At 72.7% G+C, this 14,641-nt stretch carries 17 protein-coding genes; 4 read left to right on the forward strand and 13 right to left on the reverse strand.

Annotation, left to right across the window (positions count from 1 at the left end):
- Positions 1–10: 10 nt before the first annotated feature.
- The 5 genes from ACGF3I_RS30670 to ACGF3I_RS30690 all read right to left on the reverse strand — a co-directional run bounded on the left by ACGF3I_RS30670 (position 11) and on the right by ACGF3I_RS30690 (position 4,025).
- The gene (locus tag ACGF3I_RS30670) at positions 11–448 is read right to left on the reverse strand and encodes a Fur family transcriptional regulator (RefSeq protein ID WP_393137721.1); all 438 of its coding nucleotides are present in this window, start codon (positions 446–448) and stop codon (positions 11–13) included.
- A gap of 67 nt (positions 449–515) precedes the next feature.
- Positions 516–1,088, reverse strand: coding sequence for an FABP family protein (locus ACGF3I_RS30675; protein WP_114039033.1), 573 nt, complete (start codon positions 1,086–1,088; stop codon positions 516–518).
- Positions 1,089–1,357: 269 nt separating this feature from the next.
- A complete protein-coding gene (locus ACGF3I_RS30680; RefSeq protein ID WP_393137723.1) occupies positions 1,358–2,281 on the reverse strand; it encodes a hypothetical protein in 924 nt (307 codons plus the stop codon).
- Entirely contained in the window at positions 2,278–3,159 is an 882-nt protein-coding gene (locus ACGF3I_RS30685; RefSeq protein ID WP_393137725.1) for a hypothetical protein, read from the reverse strand. Before ACGF3I_RS30685 ends, ACGF3I_RS30680 begins: the two co-directional genes overlap by 4 nt.
- Positions 3,159–4,025, reverse strand: coding sequence for a hypothetical protein (locus ACGF3I_RS30690; protein ID WP_393137727.1), 867 nt, complete (start codon positions 4,023–4,025; stop codon positions 3,159–3,161). The genes ACGF3I_RS30685 and ACGF3I_RS30690 overlap by 1 nt, the downstream gene beginning before the upstream one ends.
- Before the next feature lie 156 nt (positions 4,026–4,181).
- Here ACGF3I_RS30690 and ACGF3I_RS30695 point away from each other — a divergent pair, with 156 nt between their 5' ends.
- Positions 4,182–4,547, forward strand: coding sequence for a DsrE family protein (locus ACGF3I_RS30695; RefSeq protein ID WP_393137729.1), 366 nt, complete (start codon positions 4,182–4,184; stop codon positions 4,545–4,547).
- Positions 4,548–4,582: 35 nt separating this feature from the next.
- Here ACGF3I_RS30695 and ACGF3I_RS30700 read toward each other — a convergent pair whose 3' ends face one another.
- The 8 genes from ACGF3I_RS30700 to ACGF3I_RS30735 form a co-directional block, all read right to left on the reverse strand.
- On the reverse strand, positions 4,583–4,843 hold the full coding sequence (locus tag ACGF3I_RS30700) for a DUF3099 domain-containing protein (RefSeq protein ID WP_393137731.1): 261 nt from the start codon (positions 4,841–4,843) through the stop codon (positions 4,583–4,585).
- Positions 4,844–5,009: 166 nt separating this feature from the next.
- Positions 5,010–5,297, reverse strand: a complete 288-nt coding sequence (locus tag ACGF3I_RS30705; RefSeq protein ID WP_054232391.1) for a DUF1416 domain-containing protein — start codon at positions 5,295–5,297, stop codon at positions 5,010–5,012.
- Positions 5,298–5,355: 58 nt separating this feature from the next.
- Positions 5,356–6,201 (reverse strand): sulfurtransferase, encoded by an 846-nt coding sequence (locus ACGF3I_RS30710; protein ID WP_393137734.1) that lies wholly within the window; start codon positions 6,199–6,201, stop codon positions 5,356–5,358.
- A gap of 184 nt (positions 6,202–6,385) precedes the next feature.
- The gene (locus ACGF3I_RS30715) at positions 6,386–6,466 is read right to left on the reverse strand and encodes an Ms5788A family Cys-rich leader peptide (RefSeq protein WP_350751515.1); all 81 of its coding nucleotides are present in this window, start codon (positions 6,464–6,466) and stop codon (positions 6,386–6,388) included.
- Positions 6,467–7,114: 648 nt separating this feature from the next.
- On the reverse strand, positions 7,115–7,864 hold the full coding sequence (locus tag ACGF3I_RS30720) for a DUF2993 domain-containing protein (protein ID WP_393137736.1): 750 nt from the start codon (positions 7,862–7,864) through the stop codon (positions 7,115–7,117).
- Between the two features lie 141 nt (positions 7,865–8,005).
- The gene (locus ACGF3I_RS30725; RefSeq protein WP_393137739.1) at positions 8,006–9,727 is read right to left on the reverse strand and encodes a hypothetical protein; all 1,722 of its coding nucleotides are present in this window, start codon (positions 9,725–9,727) and stop codon (positions 8,006–8,008) included.
- Between the two features lie 10 nt (positions 9,728–9,737).
- Positions 9,738–9,992, reverse strand: coding sequence for a MoaD/ThiS family protein (locus ACGF3I_RS30730; RefSeq protein ID WP_393137742.1), 255 nt, complete (start codon positions 9,990–9,992; stop codon positions 9,738–9,740).
- A gap of 33 nt (positions 9,993–10,025) precedes the next feature.
- A complete protein-coding gene (locus tag ACGF3I_RS30735) occupies positions 10,026–10,865 on the reverse strand; it encodes an alpha/beta hydrolase (RefSeq protein WP_393137744.1) in 840 nt (279 codons plus the stop codon).
- Between the two features lie 300 nt (positions 10,866–11,165).
- Between ACGF3I_RS30735 and ACGF3I_RS30740 the strand changes: the two genes are divergently transcribed.
- The 3 genes from ACGF3I_RS30740 (at position 11,166) to ACGF3I_RS30750 (ending at position 14,558) form a co-directional block, all read left to right on the forward strand.
- Positions 11,166–11,930 carry a response regulator transcription factor gene (locus ACGF3I_RS30740; RefSeq protein ID WP_393137746.1) on the forward strand — a complete coding sequence of 255 codons (765 nt, stop codon included), beginning with the start codon at positions 11,166–11,168 and terminating at the stop codon, positions 11,928–11,930.
- A 132-nt stretch (positions 11,931–12,062) separates the two neighbouring features.
- A complete protein-coding gene (locus tag ACGF3I_RS30745; protein ID WP_393137748.1) occupies positions 12,063–13,085 on the forward strand; it encodes a LacI family DNA-binding transcriptional regulator in 1,023 nt (340 codons plus the stop codon).
- Positions 13,086–13,244: 159 nt separating this feature from the next.
- Entirely contained in the window at positions 13,245–14,558 is a 1,314-nt protein-coding gene (locus tag ACGF3I_RS30750; RefSeq protein ID WP_393137750.1) for a S1C family serine protease, read from the forward strand.
- Positions 14,559–14,641: the final 83 nt, after the last annotated feature.

The raw sequence follows: 14,641 nt of genomic DNA on the forward strand, positions 1-14,641 counted from the left end.
GCGGGCAAGCCTACGACTCGCCGTCCTGGGCCTTCCGCGCGCAGTCCGCGCAGCGCCCGAAGATCGCGAAGTGCTTCATGTCCGTCTCGAAGCCGAAGGTGTCCTTGAGCTTCGCGGTGAAGTCCGCGGCCACCGACACATCGGCCTCGATGACCTCGGTGCAGTCCCGGCACACCAAGTGGATGTGGTGGTGGCGGTCGGCCAGGTGGTACGTCGGAGCGCCGTGGCCCAGATGGGCGTGCGAGACCAGACCCAGCTCCTCCAGGAGCTCCAGGGTCCGGTACACGGTGGAGATGTTCACGCCGCCCGCCGTCTTCCGCACCTGGGTGAGGATGTCGTCGGGCGTCGCGTGTTCGAGTACGTCGACGGCCTCCAGGACGAGCTGTCGCTGGGGCGTCAGGCGGTACCCGCGCCTGCGGAGGTCGCTCTGCCAGTCGGTGGTCACCACGCTCCCAGTGTAGGAGCCGCGGCGGCGGCCGACCCGGCCGGAAGGCGGCCGCTGCGCGGCGGGCGGCCTACTTGAAGAAGGCGATGCCGTCGTCCGGCAGGTCACCGAGGCCGCGGGCCATCTCCGCGACCTCTTCCGGAGTGACGACCTTCTTCAGGTGCGCCGACATGTAGGGACGCAGCTCGACGTCGGGCGTCGCCTTCTCGCCGACCCACATCAGGTCGCTCTTGACGTACCCGTACAGTCGCTTGCCGCCGGTGTACGGGCCGGAGGCCGCGGTGCGGGCGACGGCGTCGGTGACGAGGTCGATCTGCGGCTTCTGGTGGGCGAGCTCGCCGTACCAGACCTCGACGATGCCCTGGTCACGGACCATGACGACCTCGACCTTGCGGTCCTTGTCGATGCGCCAGTAGCCCGACTCGGACTCCAGCGGCTTCACCTTGTTGCCCTCGGCGTCCAGGATCCAGGAGTGCGAGACGTACTCCAGGAAGTCGCGGCCGTCGTGGGAGAAGGTCACGGACTGCCCGAAGTTCGCCTTCTCGGCGCCGGGGAAGTCGGTGACACCGGCGCCCTCCCACGTACCGAGGAGGAAGACGAGGGGGACCAGGTCGGGGTGCAGGTCGGACGGAATCTCGATCATGAGGGCTGCGATCTCTTCGTTGCGGACGGGGTGAGCGTCGGGGTGGTCAGCGCTGACCCTGGTACAGCTTCTTGACGGTCAGCCCGGCGAAGGCGAGGACGCCGACGCAGACCAGGACAAGGAGGGTGGAGAAAACAGCCTCAAGCACGGGGGGCTCCTCGCATGAGCGGGTGTAGGGGCGGTCAGGGCCGGCCCCCAGCCTAATGGGTGGGGGGCCGGCCCTCTCTGTGAGGTACGCCGCCGGTGGCGCGCCCGTGCGGCGGGGCGGATCAGCCCAGGAGCTGCTCCTGGAGCACCACCGTCTGGTGGAAGGGGACCGCGGCGGCCGAACCCTTCCGCGACTGCACGACCAGGGCGACGATGTCGCCCGCCACGAGATAGGCGTGCCGCACGTCGACGGGCCCGGTCGGCGCCGACTCCGCGTAGACGTCGTGCCGTACGTGCGCGACGCCCTGCCCGCCCGGGAGGTAGTCCGTGTCCATCCCGGACTCCCCCTCCACGTCCTTCAGGACGCGCGGCGCCACGCCCGCGTTGGAGAGGTACGGCATGGTGAACGCGCTCTGGTACCCGGAGGTGTGGAAGCGCACCAGGTAGATCCGGGTTGCGGTGCCGTCCGGCATGGTCCAGCCGCGGGCCGCGAACTGCACCGGGCCGCCCTGCGCGAGGTCCTGGCGCATGCTGGGGACGCGGGAGTCGGTGCCGAACTCCTGGAGGAACCGGTCGGCGGTGATCCGGCTCTTCTCGCCCTTGAGCGTGGGGTCGGGGGTGGCCCCGGCCGGGGCGGGCAGCAGCAGCTGCTCCAGCTCGGCGTAGTGGATCATGCCGGGGTTGTCGTCGTCGTACGGCAGCGCGGCCCCCGCCGGAAGCGCCGGCCGCACGAGCCGCGGGTAGTCCCAGCGGCCGTCGCTCTTGGTGGCGAGCCCCGGTACGTCGGTGCGCTCCTGCTGGGTGATGCCGTACGCGACGCCGCTGCCGAGCACCCCGAAGACGGCCACCGCCGCCGTCCAGCGCAGCACACCGCGCAGCACGCGCCGGTCCTTGGGCGGGGCGGGGTCCGCGAGGGGGGCCGGGGGTGCCTCGGCCGGGGCCCGGTCGACCGGCACGGCCGGGGTCTCGCTCGTCAGGTCGGCCGGGGTCTCGCTCGTCAGGCTGGCCGGGGCCTGGTCGCCGGTCACGTCGGTCAGGTCGCTCACACGGACTCCCCGGGGGACTTGATGAGGTCGAGCTGCTTGCGCAGCAGCACCGCCGCCGCGTCGGTGTCCAGCGGGGCCGGTGCGTAGGTGTAGGTGGTGACCATGACGTCGCCCTCGTACGCGTTGCAGAACATCGCGTCGAGCTTCAGCTCGTCGTCCTTGGGCAGCAGGAAGCAGACCGCGTTGGCGTGCCCTCCGATCTTGGGGCCGGCCCGCAGCGCCTTCAGGCTGCTCATGAACTTGCGCTGGAAGTCGTTGAGGTTCTTGATCGCCTCGGCGTTGCCCATCTGGGACAGCCGCATCTCGGTGACGAAGGTGCCGTCGCTGTAGCTGCGCAGGGCGACGCCCTTGACCTTCAGGCCGTCCACCGCGTGGTCCCACTTCTCCCGCTGGTCGGCCGGGAGCCCCCGGTCGCCCTGCTTGAGGAGCGCGCCGGCCTGCTGGGCGCCGAGCGTCTCGTCATTGCCGAACTCGCCGATGTCCGGGCCGAGTTCATAGCCGGTCGGCACCGGCAGGAGCCGGCCGCCGAGCCCGGCGCGGGTGGCGGGCGCGGTGGCCTCGGGCGTGGCCTGCGCGCCGGCCGCGGAGTCCGGCATCACGACGGTGGGCGAGTCGCGGTCGGCGCCGTCCAGGACGTGGAGCGCCGCTACGGCGCCGCCGCCGACGAGCAGCAGCGCAAGGGCGCCCGAGACGAGGGGGACCAGCCGTGCCCGGCGCCGACCGCCGACGGGTACGGGCTCGGTCGCCGGGGTGGGCTCGGCCGGAGACGGCCCGGCGGCCGGGGCGGGCTCGGTCGGGGCCGGTTCGGTCGCCAGAGCGGGCTCGGTCGGGGCGGGCCGCGCCTCGGTGGGCCGGGTGGACTCGGGCTCGTTCGTCATCACAGACGCTCCCACTGCTGCTTGGCCAGCGCCTGGAGCGCGGGCTCCGAGAGGGGGCCGTCGTTCTTGTCGTACGAGATTTCCATGAAGATGCCGTGGCGCCAGGCGTAGGCCCGCCCCTGGTACAGCGGCTCGTAACCGGCCTCGGTGTGCGGCTTGTTGAACACGTAGGTGTGGCCGTTGTCGCTGCCCGGGATGGGCTTGCCGTAGTTGCCCGCCCGGTCGTCAGCGAACATGAACTCCTGCTGCTCGCGGGCGAACGCCTTGGACCGGAGCGCGGTGTCGTCGCGGAACTCGGTCAGGACGACGGTGACGTAGACGTGTTCGTCCACCGACCAGGACGTCGTGGCGCTGCGCCGGAACCCGTCGCGCAGCAGGCCCACGAGCGCCGCTCCGGGCTTCTCGAAGTCGGCGGAGGTCAGCAGCAGGTCCTTGTACTCGGGCTGATGCACCGTCTTCGCGCCGCCCGGCTCGGGCACCAGGAGACGGCGCAGATCGCCGTCGGACTTCTCGTCCCAGCGGTTGGCGGAGATGGTGCGCGCGGTCGTCCCTGCGGTCGCGGGGGTGGTCTTCGACGCGGGCAGGTCCTGCTGGGCGAGCGGCGCGAGGGGCGTCGGCTGCCGCTGGTACTGCACGGCGTACCCGGTGACGGTCCCGGCCAGCACTCCGAGCACGGCCGCCCCCGCGACGACCAGCGCGGTGCGGCCCCGCGGGCGGCGCGCACGGCCCACCGCAGCGGGCGCGGGCGGGTCGAGCGGCTCAGGCGGGTCGAGCGGCGCGGGCGGGTCGAGCGGCGCGGGCGGGTCGAGCGGCTTGGGCGGGCCCGGCGAACCGGACGGCTCGGGCGGCTCTTCGGTTGAACTCACGTGTCCCCCCACAGGACTTGGCAGGTCTTGAGACCATTTGGTGCGACTTGGAACGGGTCTGGAAACGCACAGCGCCGCGGACGGCGACGCCCGCGGCACACAAGGGACCCACAGCCACCCGAAGAGGTTGTGACCTGGCGGATTACAGTTCCGCATATGCCGAACAAGAAGCTCGTGATCAAGGTGACCGCCGGCGCCGACGCGCCCGAGCGGTGCTCGCAGGCGTTCACCGTCGCGGCGGTGGCCGTGGCCAGCGGTGTGGAGGTCTCGCTCTGGCTGACCGGCGAGTCGTCCTGGTTCGCCCTGCCCGGCCGGGCGGAGGAGTTCGCGCTGCCGCACGCCGCGCCGCTGCCGGACCTGATCGCGTCCGTTCAGGCGGGCGGGCGGATCACGCTGTGCACGCAGTGCGCGACCCGGCGGGAGATCACGGAGCAGGACGTCCTGGAGGGCGTGCGGATCGCCGGGGCCCAGGTCTTCGTGCAGGAGATCATGGCGGAGGGCGTCCAGGCGCTCGTGTACTGAGCCGCCCGGCGGGCGGGTCGGCCAGGCGGGCGGGGTCAGGGACGGCGCTTCTTGCCGTCCAGCTCGTCCCACCACTCGTCCGACTTGGGGTCGCCCGAGGGATCGTCCCACCAGCGGTCGTCGGGGCCGCGCCGGTTGGCCACCATCGCGGCGATCGGCGGGATCACCATGGCGACCACGCACATGCCCACCGCCACCGGGACCGACCACAGGCGCACGAAACCCCAGGCGGACACGAAGAGCAGGATGCAGCCGCCCATCATCCAGAAATAGCCGCGCCGGCGCCGGGCCAACATGAATCCAGCGTACGACCCCGGGGCCGGGCCCGATACGGGACCGGCGGGACGGCGCCCGGCCGTGCGGACGGCGCGGAGGGCCGCACCCCGATCCAAAGGCGTCCAACCCCTGGGGTGCGGCCCTCCGGCCGGTCCTGCGTACTCCGCCGAACTCGGCGGTGTGCCGTCAGACGGCGATGGCGACCTCGGCGAGGCCACCGGTCTGGGCGACGACCGTACGGTCCGCGGTGCCGCCCGGCACCAGGGCGCGCACGGTCCAGGTGCCCTCGGCCGCGTAGAAGCGGAACTGTCCGGTGGCCGAGGTCGGGACCTCGGCCGTGAACTCACCGGTCGAGTCGAGCAGGCGCACATAACCGGTGACGGGCTCGCCGTCGCGGGTCACCTGGCCCTGGATGGTGGTCTCACCGGGCTTGATCGTCGAGGCGTCGGGGCCGCCGGCCTTCGCTCCACACATGGGTCTTCCTTACGGTCTCTGCTGGTCTGGGGGCTGGGGGCTGAGCGGGCTGTGCGGGTTACTTGTTGGCGCCGAGCTCGATCGGAACGCCGACGAGCGAGCCGTACTCGGTCCACGATCCGTCGTAGTTCTTCACGTTCTCCTGGCCGAGCAGCTCGTGCAGCACGAACCAGGTCAGGGCCGAGCGCTCACCGATGCGGCAGTACGCGATGGTGTCCTTCGCCAGGTCGACCTGCTCGGCCTCGTACAGGGCCTTGAGCTCGTCGTCCGACTTGAAGGTGCCGTCGTCGTTGGCGTTCTTCGACCACGGGATGTTGCGGGCGGACGGGACGTGGCCCGGGCGCTGCGACTGCTCCTGCGGGAGGTGGGCCGGGGCGAGCAGCTTGCCGGAGAACTCGTCGGGCGAGCGCACGTCGACGAGGTTCTTGGTGCCGATCGCGTTCACGACGTCGTCGCGGAAGGCGCGGATCGAGGCGTCCTGCGGCTTGGCCTTGTACTGGGTGGCGGGGCGGTTCGGGATCTGGTCGCCGTCCACGAGGTCGCGGGAGTCCAGCTCCCACTTCTTGCGGCCGCCGTCGAGGAGCCTGACGTCCTGGTGGCCGTAGAGCTTGAAGTACCAGAAGGCGTACGAGGCGAACCAGTTGTTGTTGCCGCCGTACAGGACGACGGTGGTGTCGTTCCCGATGCCCTTGCCGGAGAGGAGCTTCTCGAAGCCCTCCTGGTCGACGAAGTCGCGGCGGACCGGGTCCTGGAGGTCCTTGGTCCAGTCGATCCGGATCGCGTTCTTGATGTGGTTCTTCTCGTAGGCCGAGGTGTCCTCGTCGACCTCGACGATGGCGACCTTCGGGTCGTCGATGTGGGCCTCGACCCAGTCGGCGTCTACCAGGACGTCGCTGCGGCTCATGTTGTTCTCCTCCGGGGCAGTGTGCGGGGGCGGTGCGGGGGTGCGGGACGGCGCACGCGGCGGGGCGGTTGCGGAGCGCTCCGGCAGGTACGCGGCGGCACGGGGGGGGTGGCCCTGGTCCGGTCGACCTGGAGCGGTCGGGGTGGCCAAGTGGGCCCGGGGGTGCGGGAGTTGAGCGTCCCGCTCAGAAGGGGCGACAGAGCATGGCGGCGACGCGGCACAGGTCTACTGCCCGCCGCTTCGTGAGGTCCGCCTGTCGCTTCATGCGTCCGATCGTAGGGAGGGTAGGCGGGGCGTGTCACCGGTGTGTCGCATGCTGAGACTCGATCATCCGCATATTGATACGCGCCGGGCTCCCCGGTCCCCTCCGCGCGCCCCGGGCCTCCCCCCGCGCCCCGCCGCGCCTGCCCTACGGACACCCCCGTCTCACGATGCGGCCCGGCCCCCTCTGGGGCTCCGCCCCAAACCCCGAGGGGTTCGCCCACCCACCCGCCCGTGCGGCGGGTTGTACCGGCTGAGCCCTGGGGCTGCGCCCCAGACCCCCCGAGGGGCTCCGCCCCTCGAACCCCGGCGGGGACTGCGTCCCCTGCACCCCTACTCAGGGGCTGCGCCCCCGAACCCCCCATCGCGCCTGAACGGCGCTCGTCCTCAAACGCCGGACGGGCTGAAATGCCCCGATGCGGGCCAGCACCGGTGCCGCTTAGGGGCGCGGGGAACTGCGCGAGAAGCGACCACGGCCCGCAGACGGCCGAAGTTTTTGGGGGCGCGGGGAACTGCGCGAGGCAGGCCGGGGTGCGCATGCGGGCCCGCACCAGTCCCGCCAGGGGCGCGGGGAACTGCGCGAGAAGCGGGCACGGGCCGCAGGGGCGTCGTAGCCCCCGGAGGGTTTCGGGGAGGGGCGGGGTGGGGGAGATCAGCCCGCCAGGCGGACCTCAGTACCCTCGCCCGAGAACCGCAACCCCCCCTCGGACGCCGCCACCTTGTTGAGCTTGATGCTCGACGGCATCCCCTCGATCTTCAGGTCGTAGTCCACCGCCTTGCGCAACCGCTGATCAAACCCCGGCACCGGCAGCTTCGGCAGCGACTCCGCCCGGAGCTGCACCGCCCCCGCCCCGGTCACCCCCACCGTGCTGTACGCCGTCACCGTCTGCCCCTGGAGCAGCGCCTTCAGCGTCCCGGGCAGCCTCACGCCCTGGCCCTCCAGCAGGTCCGCGAGCGGGCCCGAGACCTTGACCTGGCCCTTGGCCGCCCGTTCGGCCCCGGCGTAGCCCACCGTGGCCCCCTTGGGCGCGGCCTTCGACAGGTCCGCGTACGAGATGTTCGCCGCACCCTCCGCGCGCCCCGCCACCGCCGACGAGAACGAGCTGTCGATCCTCACCGCGTGCAGCGCGGCCGTCACCTCGGTGACGTTCACCGAGTGGCCCCCCGCCGTCGCGGTCACCCCGGACAGCGAGACGTCGACCTCGTCGAGTTCCTTGCCCAGCACCTGGGTCAGGAACGGGAAGCCCTTGATGTCGACGTCCGGGGTCGAGGCGAGCCGCTGGCTGCTCTGGATCTTGTCGGCCGTCTTCGACTCGGCGATGTTCACCGCGATGCGGTCCGCGGCGACGAAGATGCCACCGAGGACGATCGCGATGATCAGAAGTATTCGCAGTGCGCGCATTGCCTACGTGTCCCCCACCAGTCGGCCGTCAGTCCCCGCCACACGGCCCACTCGGTTCGATCGATGTGAACGGGATGGAATTCGTTCGTTGTTGATCGCAACGACGATCGCGAGCCTAACCCCGGTTCCCCGGGGCACGCCCTAGCCCACCGCGCGCCCGACCAGGTACAGCACCGGCACCGCCGCCGTGAGCGGCAGGGCCACGCCCGCCGTCATGTGGACGAACCGGGACGGGTAGTCGTACGAGGCGACCCGCAGGCCCACCAGCGCGCAGACGCCCGCCGCCAGGCCCAGCAGGGCGCCGGACGCGCCGATGCCCGTCAGGCCGCCCACCGCGATGCCCGCACCCGCCGCCGCGAGCAGGGCCACCGCCACCGAGGCGGCCGACGGCAGCGGCAGGGCCCGGGCGAGGACCGCCACGGCCACCGCAGCCGCGCCCACCGACACCGCGTGCGGCGGCGCCGCCAGGTACCCGCCGGCCAGGATCGCGAGCGCCGCCGAGGCGACCGTCGCCATCAGGCCGTACATCCGCTCGTCGGGGTCGGCGTGCGAGCGCAGCTGGAGGACCAGGGTCAGGAGCACCCACACCCCGAGCGTGCCCAGGATCGCGGCGGGCGCGTTCTCCCGGCCGAGGCCGAGCAGCGCCACGTCCGCGACGAGGCCGCCCGCGAAGGCGAGCGCGATGCCCTGACGGGCCGGCCACATGCCGTTCAGACGGAACCAGCCCGCCGCGGTCACGGCCTGGAGCGCGATCAGCGGCACGACCAGGGCGTACGGGCCCACCGGCGCCGCGACCGCGAGGAGCAGGCCGAGCACGGCGGTCAGCGCCGCGGGCTGCATCCCCGGCGCGATGATCGGAGACCGGCCCTCGGCGCGGGCCCGCTGGGCGTCGGTGATCCGGGCGTTGCCGGTCGTGGTGGGCGGGCTGTAGGCCGGGCCGTCGCCGGCCGTCGGGCCGGGCCGCGAAGCGCCCTGCCCGTACCCCGCCGCGCCGGACCCCGGGCCCCCACCCGGCCCGTGCGCCGCCCCGGCCCCCGAGGGCATGGGCTCGGCCGTAGGCGTAGGCACGGCTGCGGCCGAGGACGCGGGCATCGGCATCTCCGGCGGCAGCGGTACGGACGCCGTGCCGGTCATGGGGTTCTGCGGGTTGGGCGAGTTGGGCAGGTTCTGCGAGCTCTGAAAGTCCTGCTGACCCTGCGCGTACCGAGCGCTCGGGTCCTGCGCGTACCGAGCGCTCGGGTCCTGCGCGTACCGAGCGCTCGGGTCCTGCGCGTACCGAGGGCTCGGGTCCTGCGCGTACTGCGAGTACTGCGAACTTTGGCCCTGCGAGTACTGCGGGTCCTGCGCATACGCAGAGCTCTGCGGGTCCTGCGCATATGCAGAGCTCTGCGGATCCTGCGCGTACTGCGGGCTCTGCGGCGGCACATGGACCGGCTCCTCGGCAAGGGCCCGTACCGGCGGCAGGTACGCCGTCTCCTCCGGACCACCGGGCCGTACCGGCGGCAGGTACGCCGTCTCCTCCACGCCCTCAGTACCCGCTCCCGCTCCCCACGCCTGCCGCTCCGGCTGCGCGTGGCGGCCCCTCCTCGGGGCGGGGGCGGGGGCCGGGCCCGGGCCCGGGTCCGCCGGGGGCTGCGCGGGCGGGATCGTGGGCTGGTACTGGGTGTCCCAGGTCTGGCCCTCCCAGGTCTGGGTGTAGCGCTGGTGGTCCTGGTACGGCTCGTACGGGAACGGCGACCGGGCCTCGGGCCGGTCGTCGGCCCGGGCCGGGGGCTGCGGCGCGACGGGCTGCCCGTACTGGTCGTACTGGTCGTACGGGGGCTGGGGCTGGGGCTGCTGGTGGTACGGGTACTGCTCGCTCATGACGTGGGGGTCACCCTCCTGCGAACGGCGGGAGCACCTCGACCGTGCCGCCCTCGGCAAGGCGTACGGTCTCATGCTTCCGCTTCCCGACGGGGTCGCCGTCGACCAGGAAGGAACACCGCTGGAGTACGCGGGTGAGCTCTCCGGGGTGGCGTTCGCGCACCGCGTCGAGGGCCTCCGCGAGCGTCCGCGCGGCGTACGGCTCCTCGGCGACACCGGCGGCGGACTTGGCCGCGGCCCAGTAGCGGATGGTTCCCGCTGCCATGGTCAGGCTCCTTTCGTCGCCCTCCATGATGGGCTACGCGGCGGGCCGCGCGGCCAGGAGCCAGTGGGCGATCCGCCGCAGCAGCTCGTCCCCGGCCGCGTTCTCGGCGTGGCCCATGCCCTCCTCCAGCCACAACTGCGCAGGTCCGGCCGCCGCCAGCATGTGCGGGTGGTCCACCGGGAAGTACGGGTCGCGGTCGCCGTGCACGATCAGGAGCGGGGTCGGCGCGATCAGCGGGACCGCCTCGACGGGCGAGAGCGGGACCGGGTCCCAGTCCTCGGAGTGGATCCGGGTGGCGAAGCCGAGGCGGCCCACCAGACGTCCCGCGCGCCGGGTGATCAGCCAGTGGACCCGGCGCATGGGGGCCGTGCCCCGGTAGTACCAGCGGGCGGGCGCGCTGACCGCCGCCACTGCTTCGGTGCGCCCCCGCGCGCTCCCGGCGTCCTCGCCGTGTCCCGGCCGGTGCACGGCCGCGTGCCGCAGCACCACCGAACCGCCCATCGAGAAGCCCACGGTCACCACCCGCGCGTACCCGAGCGATCTCGCCCACTCGACGGCCGCCGCCAGGTCGAGCACCTCGCGGTCGCCGACGGTCGAGCGGCCCCCGGAGCGGCCGTGGCCCCGGAAGGAGAACGTGATCACGCCCGCGTACTGGGCGAACACCCCGGCGGCGCGGCGCACGGCGGGCCGGTCGGCCGCGCCCGTGAAGCCGTGCGCGACCACGATCGCGGTGTCGGCCGTTCCGGTGGCGCAAGGGGTGTGAACCGCCTCGATCCGGACGCCGTCGGACGTACGCAGGGTGGCGCGCCGGGGGCCGGGAGTGATCGAGGAAACAGCTGAAGTGTGAAATCGATCATCTGCCTCGGCATTCATGTGGGCTATTCTCCTTGGCAGAGGATCCGGGCAACGTAGCCCCCGGGTCCTTTTGTGTTTCCCGGTCGTTGTTACGGACGGGTGAACAAACGCTCACGAAGGACTCTCGCCGCACATGGGGAACCACGTCCGTGGCAGGGGCCCCGACCGGAGCGCGCATCACGTACGAAGCAGTGCCGCAGCGCCCCCGAGCCCCACGGGCAGGGGGACCCCCCTCCGCAGGGACCGAGGAGGAAAACACGTCATGGCCGAGCGACCCGTGCACGATACGAACCGGACGACCGGGGCAGGAGGAGAGCGATGAGCTCCCTGCTTCTTCTCACCAACGCGCTCCAGCCGTCGACGGAGGTGCTTCCCGCCCTCGGCCTGCTGCTGCACAGCGTGCGGGTGGCCCCGGCCGAGGGCCCGGCCCTGGTGGACACCCCCGGCGCCGACGTCATCCTGATCGACGGCCGCCGCGACCTGCCGCACGTGCGGTCGCTGTGCCAGCTGCTGCGCTCCACGGGCCCCGGCTGTCCGCTGGTCCTGGTGGTCACCGAGGGCGGCCTCGCCGCCGTCACCGCGGACTGGGGCATCGACGACGTCCTGCTCGACACCGCGGGCCCCGCCGAGGTGGAGGCCCGGCTGCGGCTCGCGACCGGGCGCGCCCAGGCCACCTCGGACGACTCCCCCATGGAGATCCGCAACGGTGACCTCTCGGTGGACGAGGCGACGTACAGCGCGAAGCTGAAGGGGCGGGTCCTCGACCTGACCTTCAAGGAGTTCGAGCTGCTGAAGTACCTCGCCCAGCACCCGGGCCGGGTCTTCACGCGCGCCCAGCTGCTCCAGGAGGTCTGGGGCTACGACTACTTCGGCGGCACCCGTACGGTCGACGTGCACGTACGGAGGCTGCGGGCCAAGCTCGGCCCCGAGCACGAGTCCCTGATCGGCACCGTCCGCAACGTCGGCTACCGGTTCGTGACGCCCGAGAAGCCCGAGCGCGGCGCCGAGGACGCCAAGGCGAAGGCGGTCGTGGACGCGGCCACCGCCGAGACCAAGGAGGCCGCCGCCCGCTCCCGGCGGTAGGCGGTCGCGGGCCGGCCCGGCGGGCCGGTCCGACCGGGCCCGGCGGCTGGACCGCACGGGTGGATCACACATGGGCCACGACCTGCGATACGGCCTGCCCAGAGGCGGGTCACCCCGCGTAGACTGCCGCGCGTGGCCAAGGTGACGCGGGACGACGTGGCACGACTTGCGGGTACTTCGACCGCCGTCGTCAGTTACGTCATCAACAACGGACCCCGGCCGGTCGCCCCGGCCACGCGCGAGCGTGTCCTCGCCGCGATCAAGGAACTGGGGTACCGGCCGGACCGGGTCGCCCAGGCGATGGCGTCGCGGCGCACCGACCTCATAGGAATGATCGTTCCGGACGCGCGCCAGCCGTTCTTCGCGGAGATGGCGCACGCCGTCGAACAGGCCGCGTCCGAGCGCGGCAAAATGGTTTTGGTCGGCAACTCCGACTACGTCGACGACCGCGAGGTCCACTATCTGCGGGCCTTCCTCGGCATGCGGGTCGCCGGGCTCATCCTGGTCAGCCAGGGCATGAGCGAGCGCGCGGCCTCCGAGATCGAGGCCTGGGACGCCCGGGTGGTGCTGCTGCACGAGCGGCCCGAGGCGATCGACGACGTGGCGGTGGTGACCGACGACATCGGCGGCGCCCAGCTCGCCACCCGCCATCTGCTCGAACACGGCCACGCGTACGTGGCCTGCATCGGCGGCGTGGAGAACACCCCGTCCGTCGGCGACCCGGTCGCCGACCACGTCGAGGGATGGCGGCGGGCCATGCTGGAGTCCGGGCGCTCCATCGAGGGCCGGCTCATCGAGGCCCCGTACAACCGGTACGACGCCTATCAGGTGGCCCTCGGGGTGCTGGCCCGGCCGGACAGACCGACGGCCATCTTCTGCGCCACCGACGACCAGGCGATCGGCGTCCTGCGGGCCGCCCGCGAGCTGCGCATCGACGTGCCGGGCGAGCTGGCCGTGGCGGGCTTCGACGACGTCAAGGAAGCGGCCCTGACCGATCCGCCGCTGACCACGATCGCCTCCGACCGGCCCGCCATGGCGCGGGCCGCGGTCGACCTCGTCCTGGACGACGGGCTGCGGGTGGCCGGCTCGCGCCGCGAACGCCTCAAGCAGTTCCCCTCACGGCTCGTGGTGCGCCGCTCCTGCGGCTGCGGCTAGGGACGCACCGCTCCGGCCCCAAGTGGCGTCCCGCAGAACGCAGTTGAGGGTGCGGACGGTTGCCGGAGTCCGGGTCTTTATTTCGGGCAAACGCGGTTCTGCCGGGCTTCTTACCCGGTCCTCAGACTGCTCTCATCATCCGTGGCGAAAGTCATAGACATGACCGAGAGCCCCCGCCGCAGCGGCGAACACCCCGAGCAGCAGCCTCAGCACTCCGACTACACGGGCGAGTCCTGGCAGCGAGCCAGGGACGACGCGCGGCGCGAGGGCGAGGCCCGCGCGGCCGCCTATCCGCCGCCGCCCCCGTACCAGCCGGCCACCCCGCTGAGCACCGGCCCCGGCACCACCGTGTGGCCCGCCGGCCCCGCCGCCCACCAGGAGCCCGGGCCCTTCGGACCCGGCACCGCGGGCTTCCACGGCGCGGGCGGTCACGGCGGCGGAGACGGTCACGACGGCGCAGGCACCCCCTTCGCCGGCGGCGACGCGGGCGGCCCCCGGCCGCGCCGCGCCAAGCGCTCGGTCGGCCTGATCGCGGCCGTCGCCATCATCGCGGCGGCGATAGGCGGCGGCACGGCGAGCCTCGTCGAGCACTACGTGAGCAACGACGGTTCGAGCGTCAGCTCCGCGGTGAGCGGCACCAACGCCTCCCACAGCACCAACGGGACGGTCGCCGGGGTCGCCAAGGCCGTCACGCCGAGCATCGTGGAGATCAACGCGACGTCCGGCTCGGGCGAGTCGACCGGCGCCGGCGTGATCATCACGGCCGACGGCGAGATCGTCACCAACAACCACGTCATCGCGGGCTCGACCTCGGTCAAGGTCAAGCTCAGCAACGGCAAGACGTACACCGCGAAGGTCGTCGGCACCGACCCCGACAAGGACCTCGCGCTGATCAAGCTGAACGGGGCGAGCGGCCTCAAGCCGGCGAGCCTCGGCGACTCCAGCAAGATCGCGGTCGGCGACCAGGTCGTGGCCATCGGCTCCCCCGAGGGCCTGACCGGCACCGTCACCAGCGGGATCGTCTCCGCCCTCGACCGCGACGTCACCGTGGCCAAGGAGCAGGGCGGCCAGGGACAGGGGCAAGGACAGGGGCAGGGCCAGGGCCGTGGGCAGGGCGGCTGGCCGTTCGAGTTCGGCGGGCAGCAGTTCAACGGCGACACCGGCTCGTCCAAGACCACCTACAAGGCGCTCCAGACCGACGCCTCCCTCAACCCGGGCAACTCCGGCGGCGCGCTCATCGACATGAACGGCAACATCATCGGCATCAACTCCGCGATGTACTCGCCGAGTTCGGGCAGTCAGAGCGGCGGGTCCTCGGCGGGCAGCGTCGGGCTCGGCTTCGCCATCCCGATCAACACCGTCAAGTCCGACCTCGCCGCCCTGCGCGGCGGCGGCAGCGGCGGCGCGAACACCGGCGGCAGCGACAGCGGCCAGGGCGGCAACAGCTCCGGCGGGTTCGGCGGCAGCTACTGACCGGGGCGGGGCGCCCCGCCCGTCCGCACGGGGCGGCACCCCCGGCCACGGGGGGCCGCACCCGGACCGGCGCGGGGCAGCGA

The organism is Streptomyces sp. NPDC048111 (assembly GCF_043202815.1).
Lineage (GTDB): Bacteria > Actinomycetota > Actinomycetes > Streptomycetales > Streptomycetaceae > Streptomyces.

What these genes read in the sequence shown, in the direction of transcription:
- ACGF3I_RS30730 (WP_393137742.1), bottom strand. Translation starts at nt 9,992, where the DNA reads ATGGCAGCGGGAACCATCCGCTACTGGGCCGCGGCCAAGTCCGCCGCC.
- ACGF3I_RS30705 (WP_054232391.1), bottom strand. Translation starts at nt 5,297, where the DNA reads ATGTGTGGAGCGAAGGCCGGCGGCCCCGACGCCTCGACGATCAAGCCC.
- ACGF3I_RS30695 (WP_393137729.1), top strand. Translation starts at nt 4,182, where the DNA reads ATGCCGAACAAGAAGCTCGTGATCAAGGTGACCGCCGGCGCCGACGCG.
- ACGF3I_RS30740 (WP_393137746.1), top strand. Translation starts at nt 11,166, where the DNA reads ATGAGCTCCCTGCTTCTTCTCACCAACGCGCTCCAGCCGTCGACGGAG.
- ACGF3I_RS30750 (WP_393137750.1), top strand. Translation starts at nt 13,245, where the DNA reads ATGACCGAGAGCCCCCGCCGCAGCGGCGAACACCCCGAGCAGCAGCCT.
- ACGF3I_RS30685 (WP_393137725.1), bottom strand. Translation starts at nt 3,159, where the DNA reads ATGACGAACGAGCCCGAGTCCACCCGGCCCACCGAGGCGCGGCCCGCC.
- ACGF3I_RS30725 (WP_393137739.1), bottom strand. Translation starts at nt 9,727, where the DNA reads ATGAGCGAGCAGTACCCGTACCACCAGCAGCCCCAGCCCCAGCCCCCG.
- ACGF3I_RS30675 (WP_114039033.1), bottom strand. Translation starts at nt 1,088, where the DNA reads ATGATCGAGATTCCGTCCGACCTGCACCCCGACCTGGTCCCCCTCGTC.
- ACGF3I_RS30735 (WP_393137744.1), bottom strand. Translation starts at nt 10,865, where the DNA reads ATGAATGCCGAGGCAGATGATCGATTTCACACTTCAGCTGTTTCCTCG.
- ACGF3I_RS30715 (WP_350751515.1), bottom strand. Translation starts at nt 6,466, where the DNA reads ATGAAGCGACAGGCGGACCTCACGAAGCGGCGGGCAGTAGACCTGTGC.
- ACGF3I_RS30720 (WP_393137736.1), bottom strand. Translation starts at nt 7,864, where the DNA reads ATGCGCGCACTGCGAATACTTCTGATCATCGCGATCGTCCTCGGTGGC.
- ACGF3I_RS30710 (WP_393137734.1), bottom strand. Translation starts at nt 6,201, where the DNA reads ATGAGCCGCAGCGACGTCCTGGTAGACGCCGACTGGGTCGAGGCCCAC.
- ACGF3I_RS30700 (WP_393137731.1), bottom strand. Translation starts at nt 4,843, where the DNA reads ATGTTGGCCCGGCGCCGGCGCGGCTATTTCTGGATGATGGGCGGCTGC.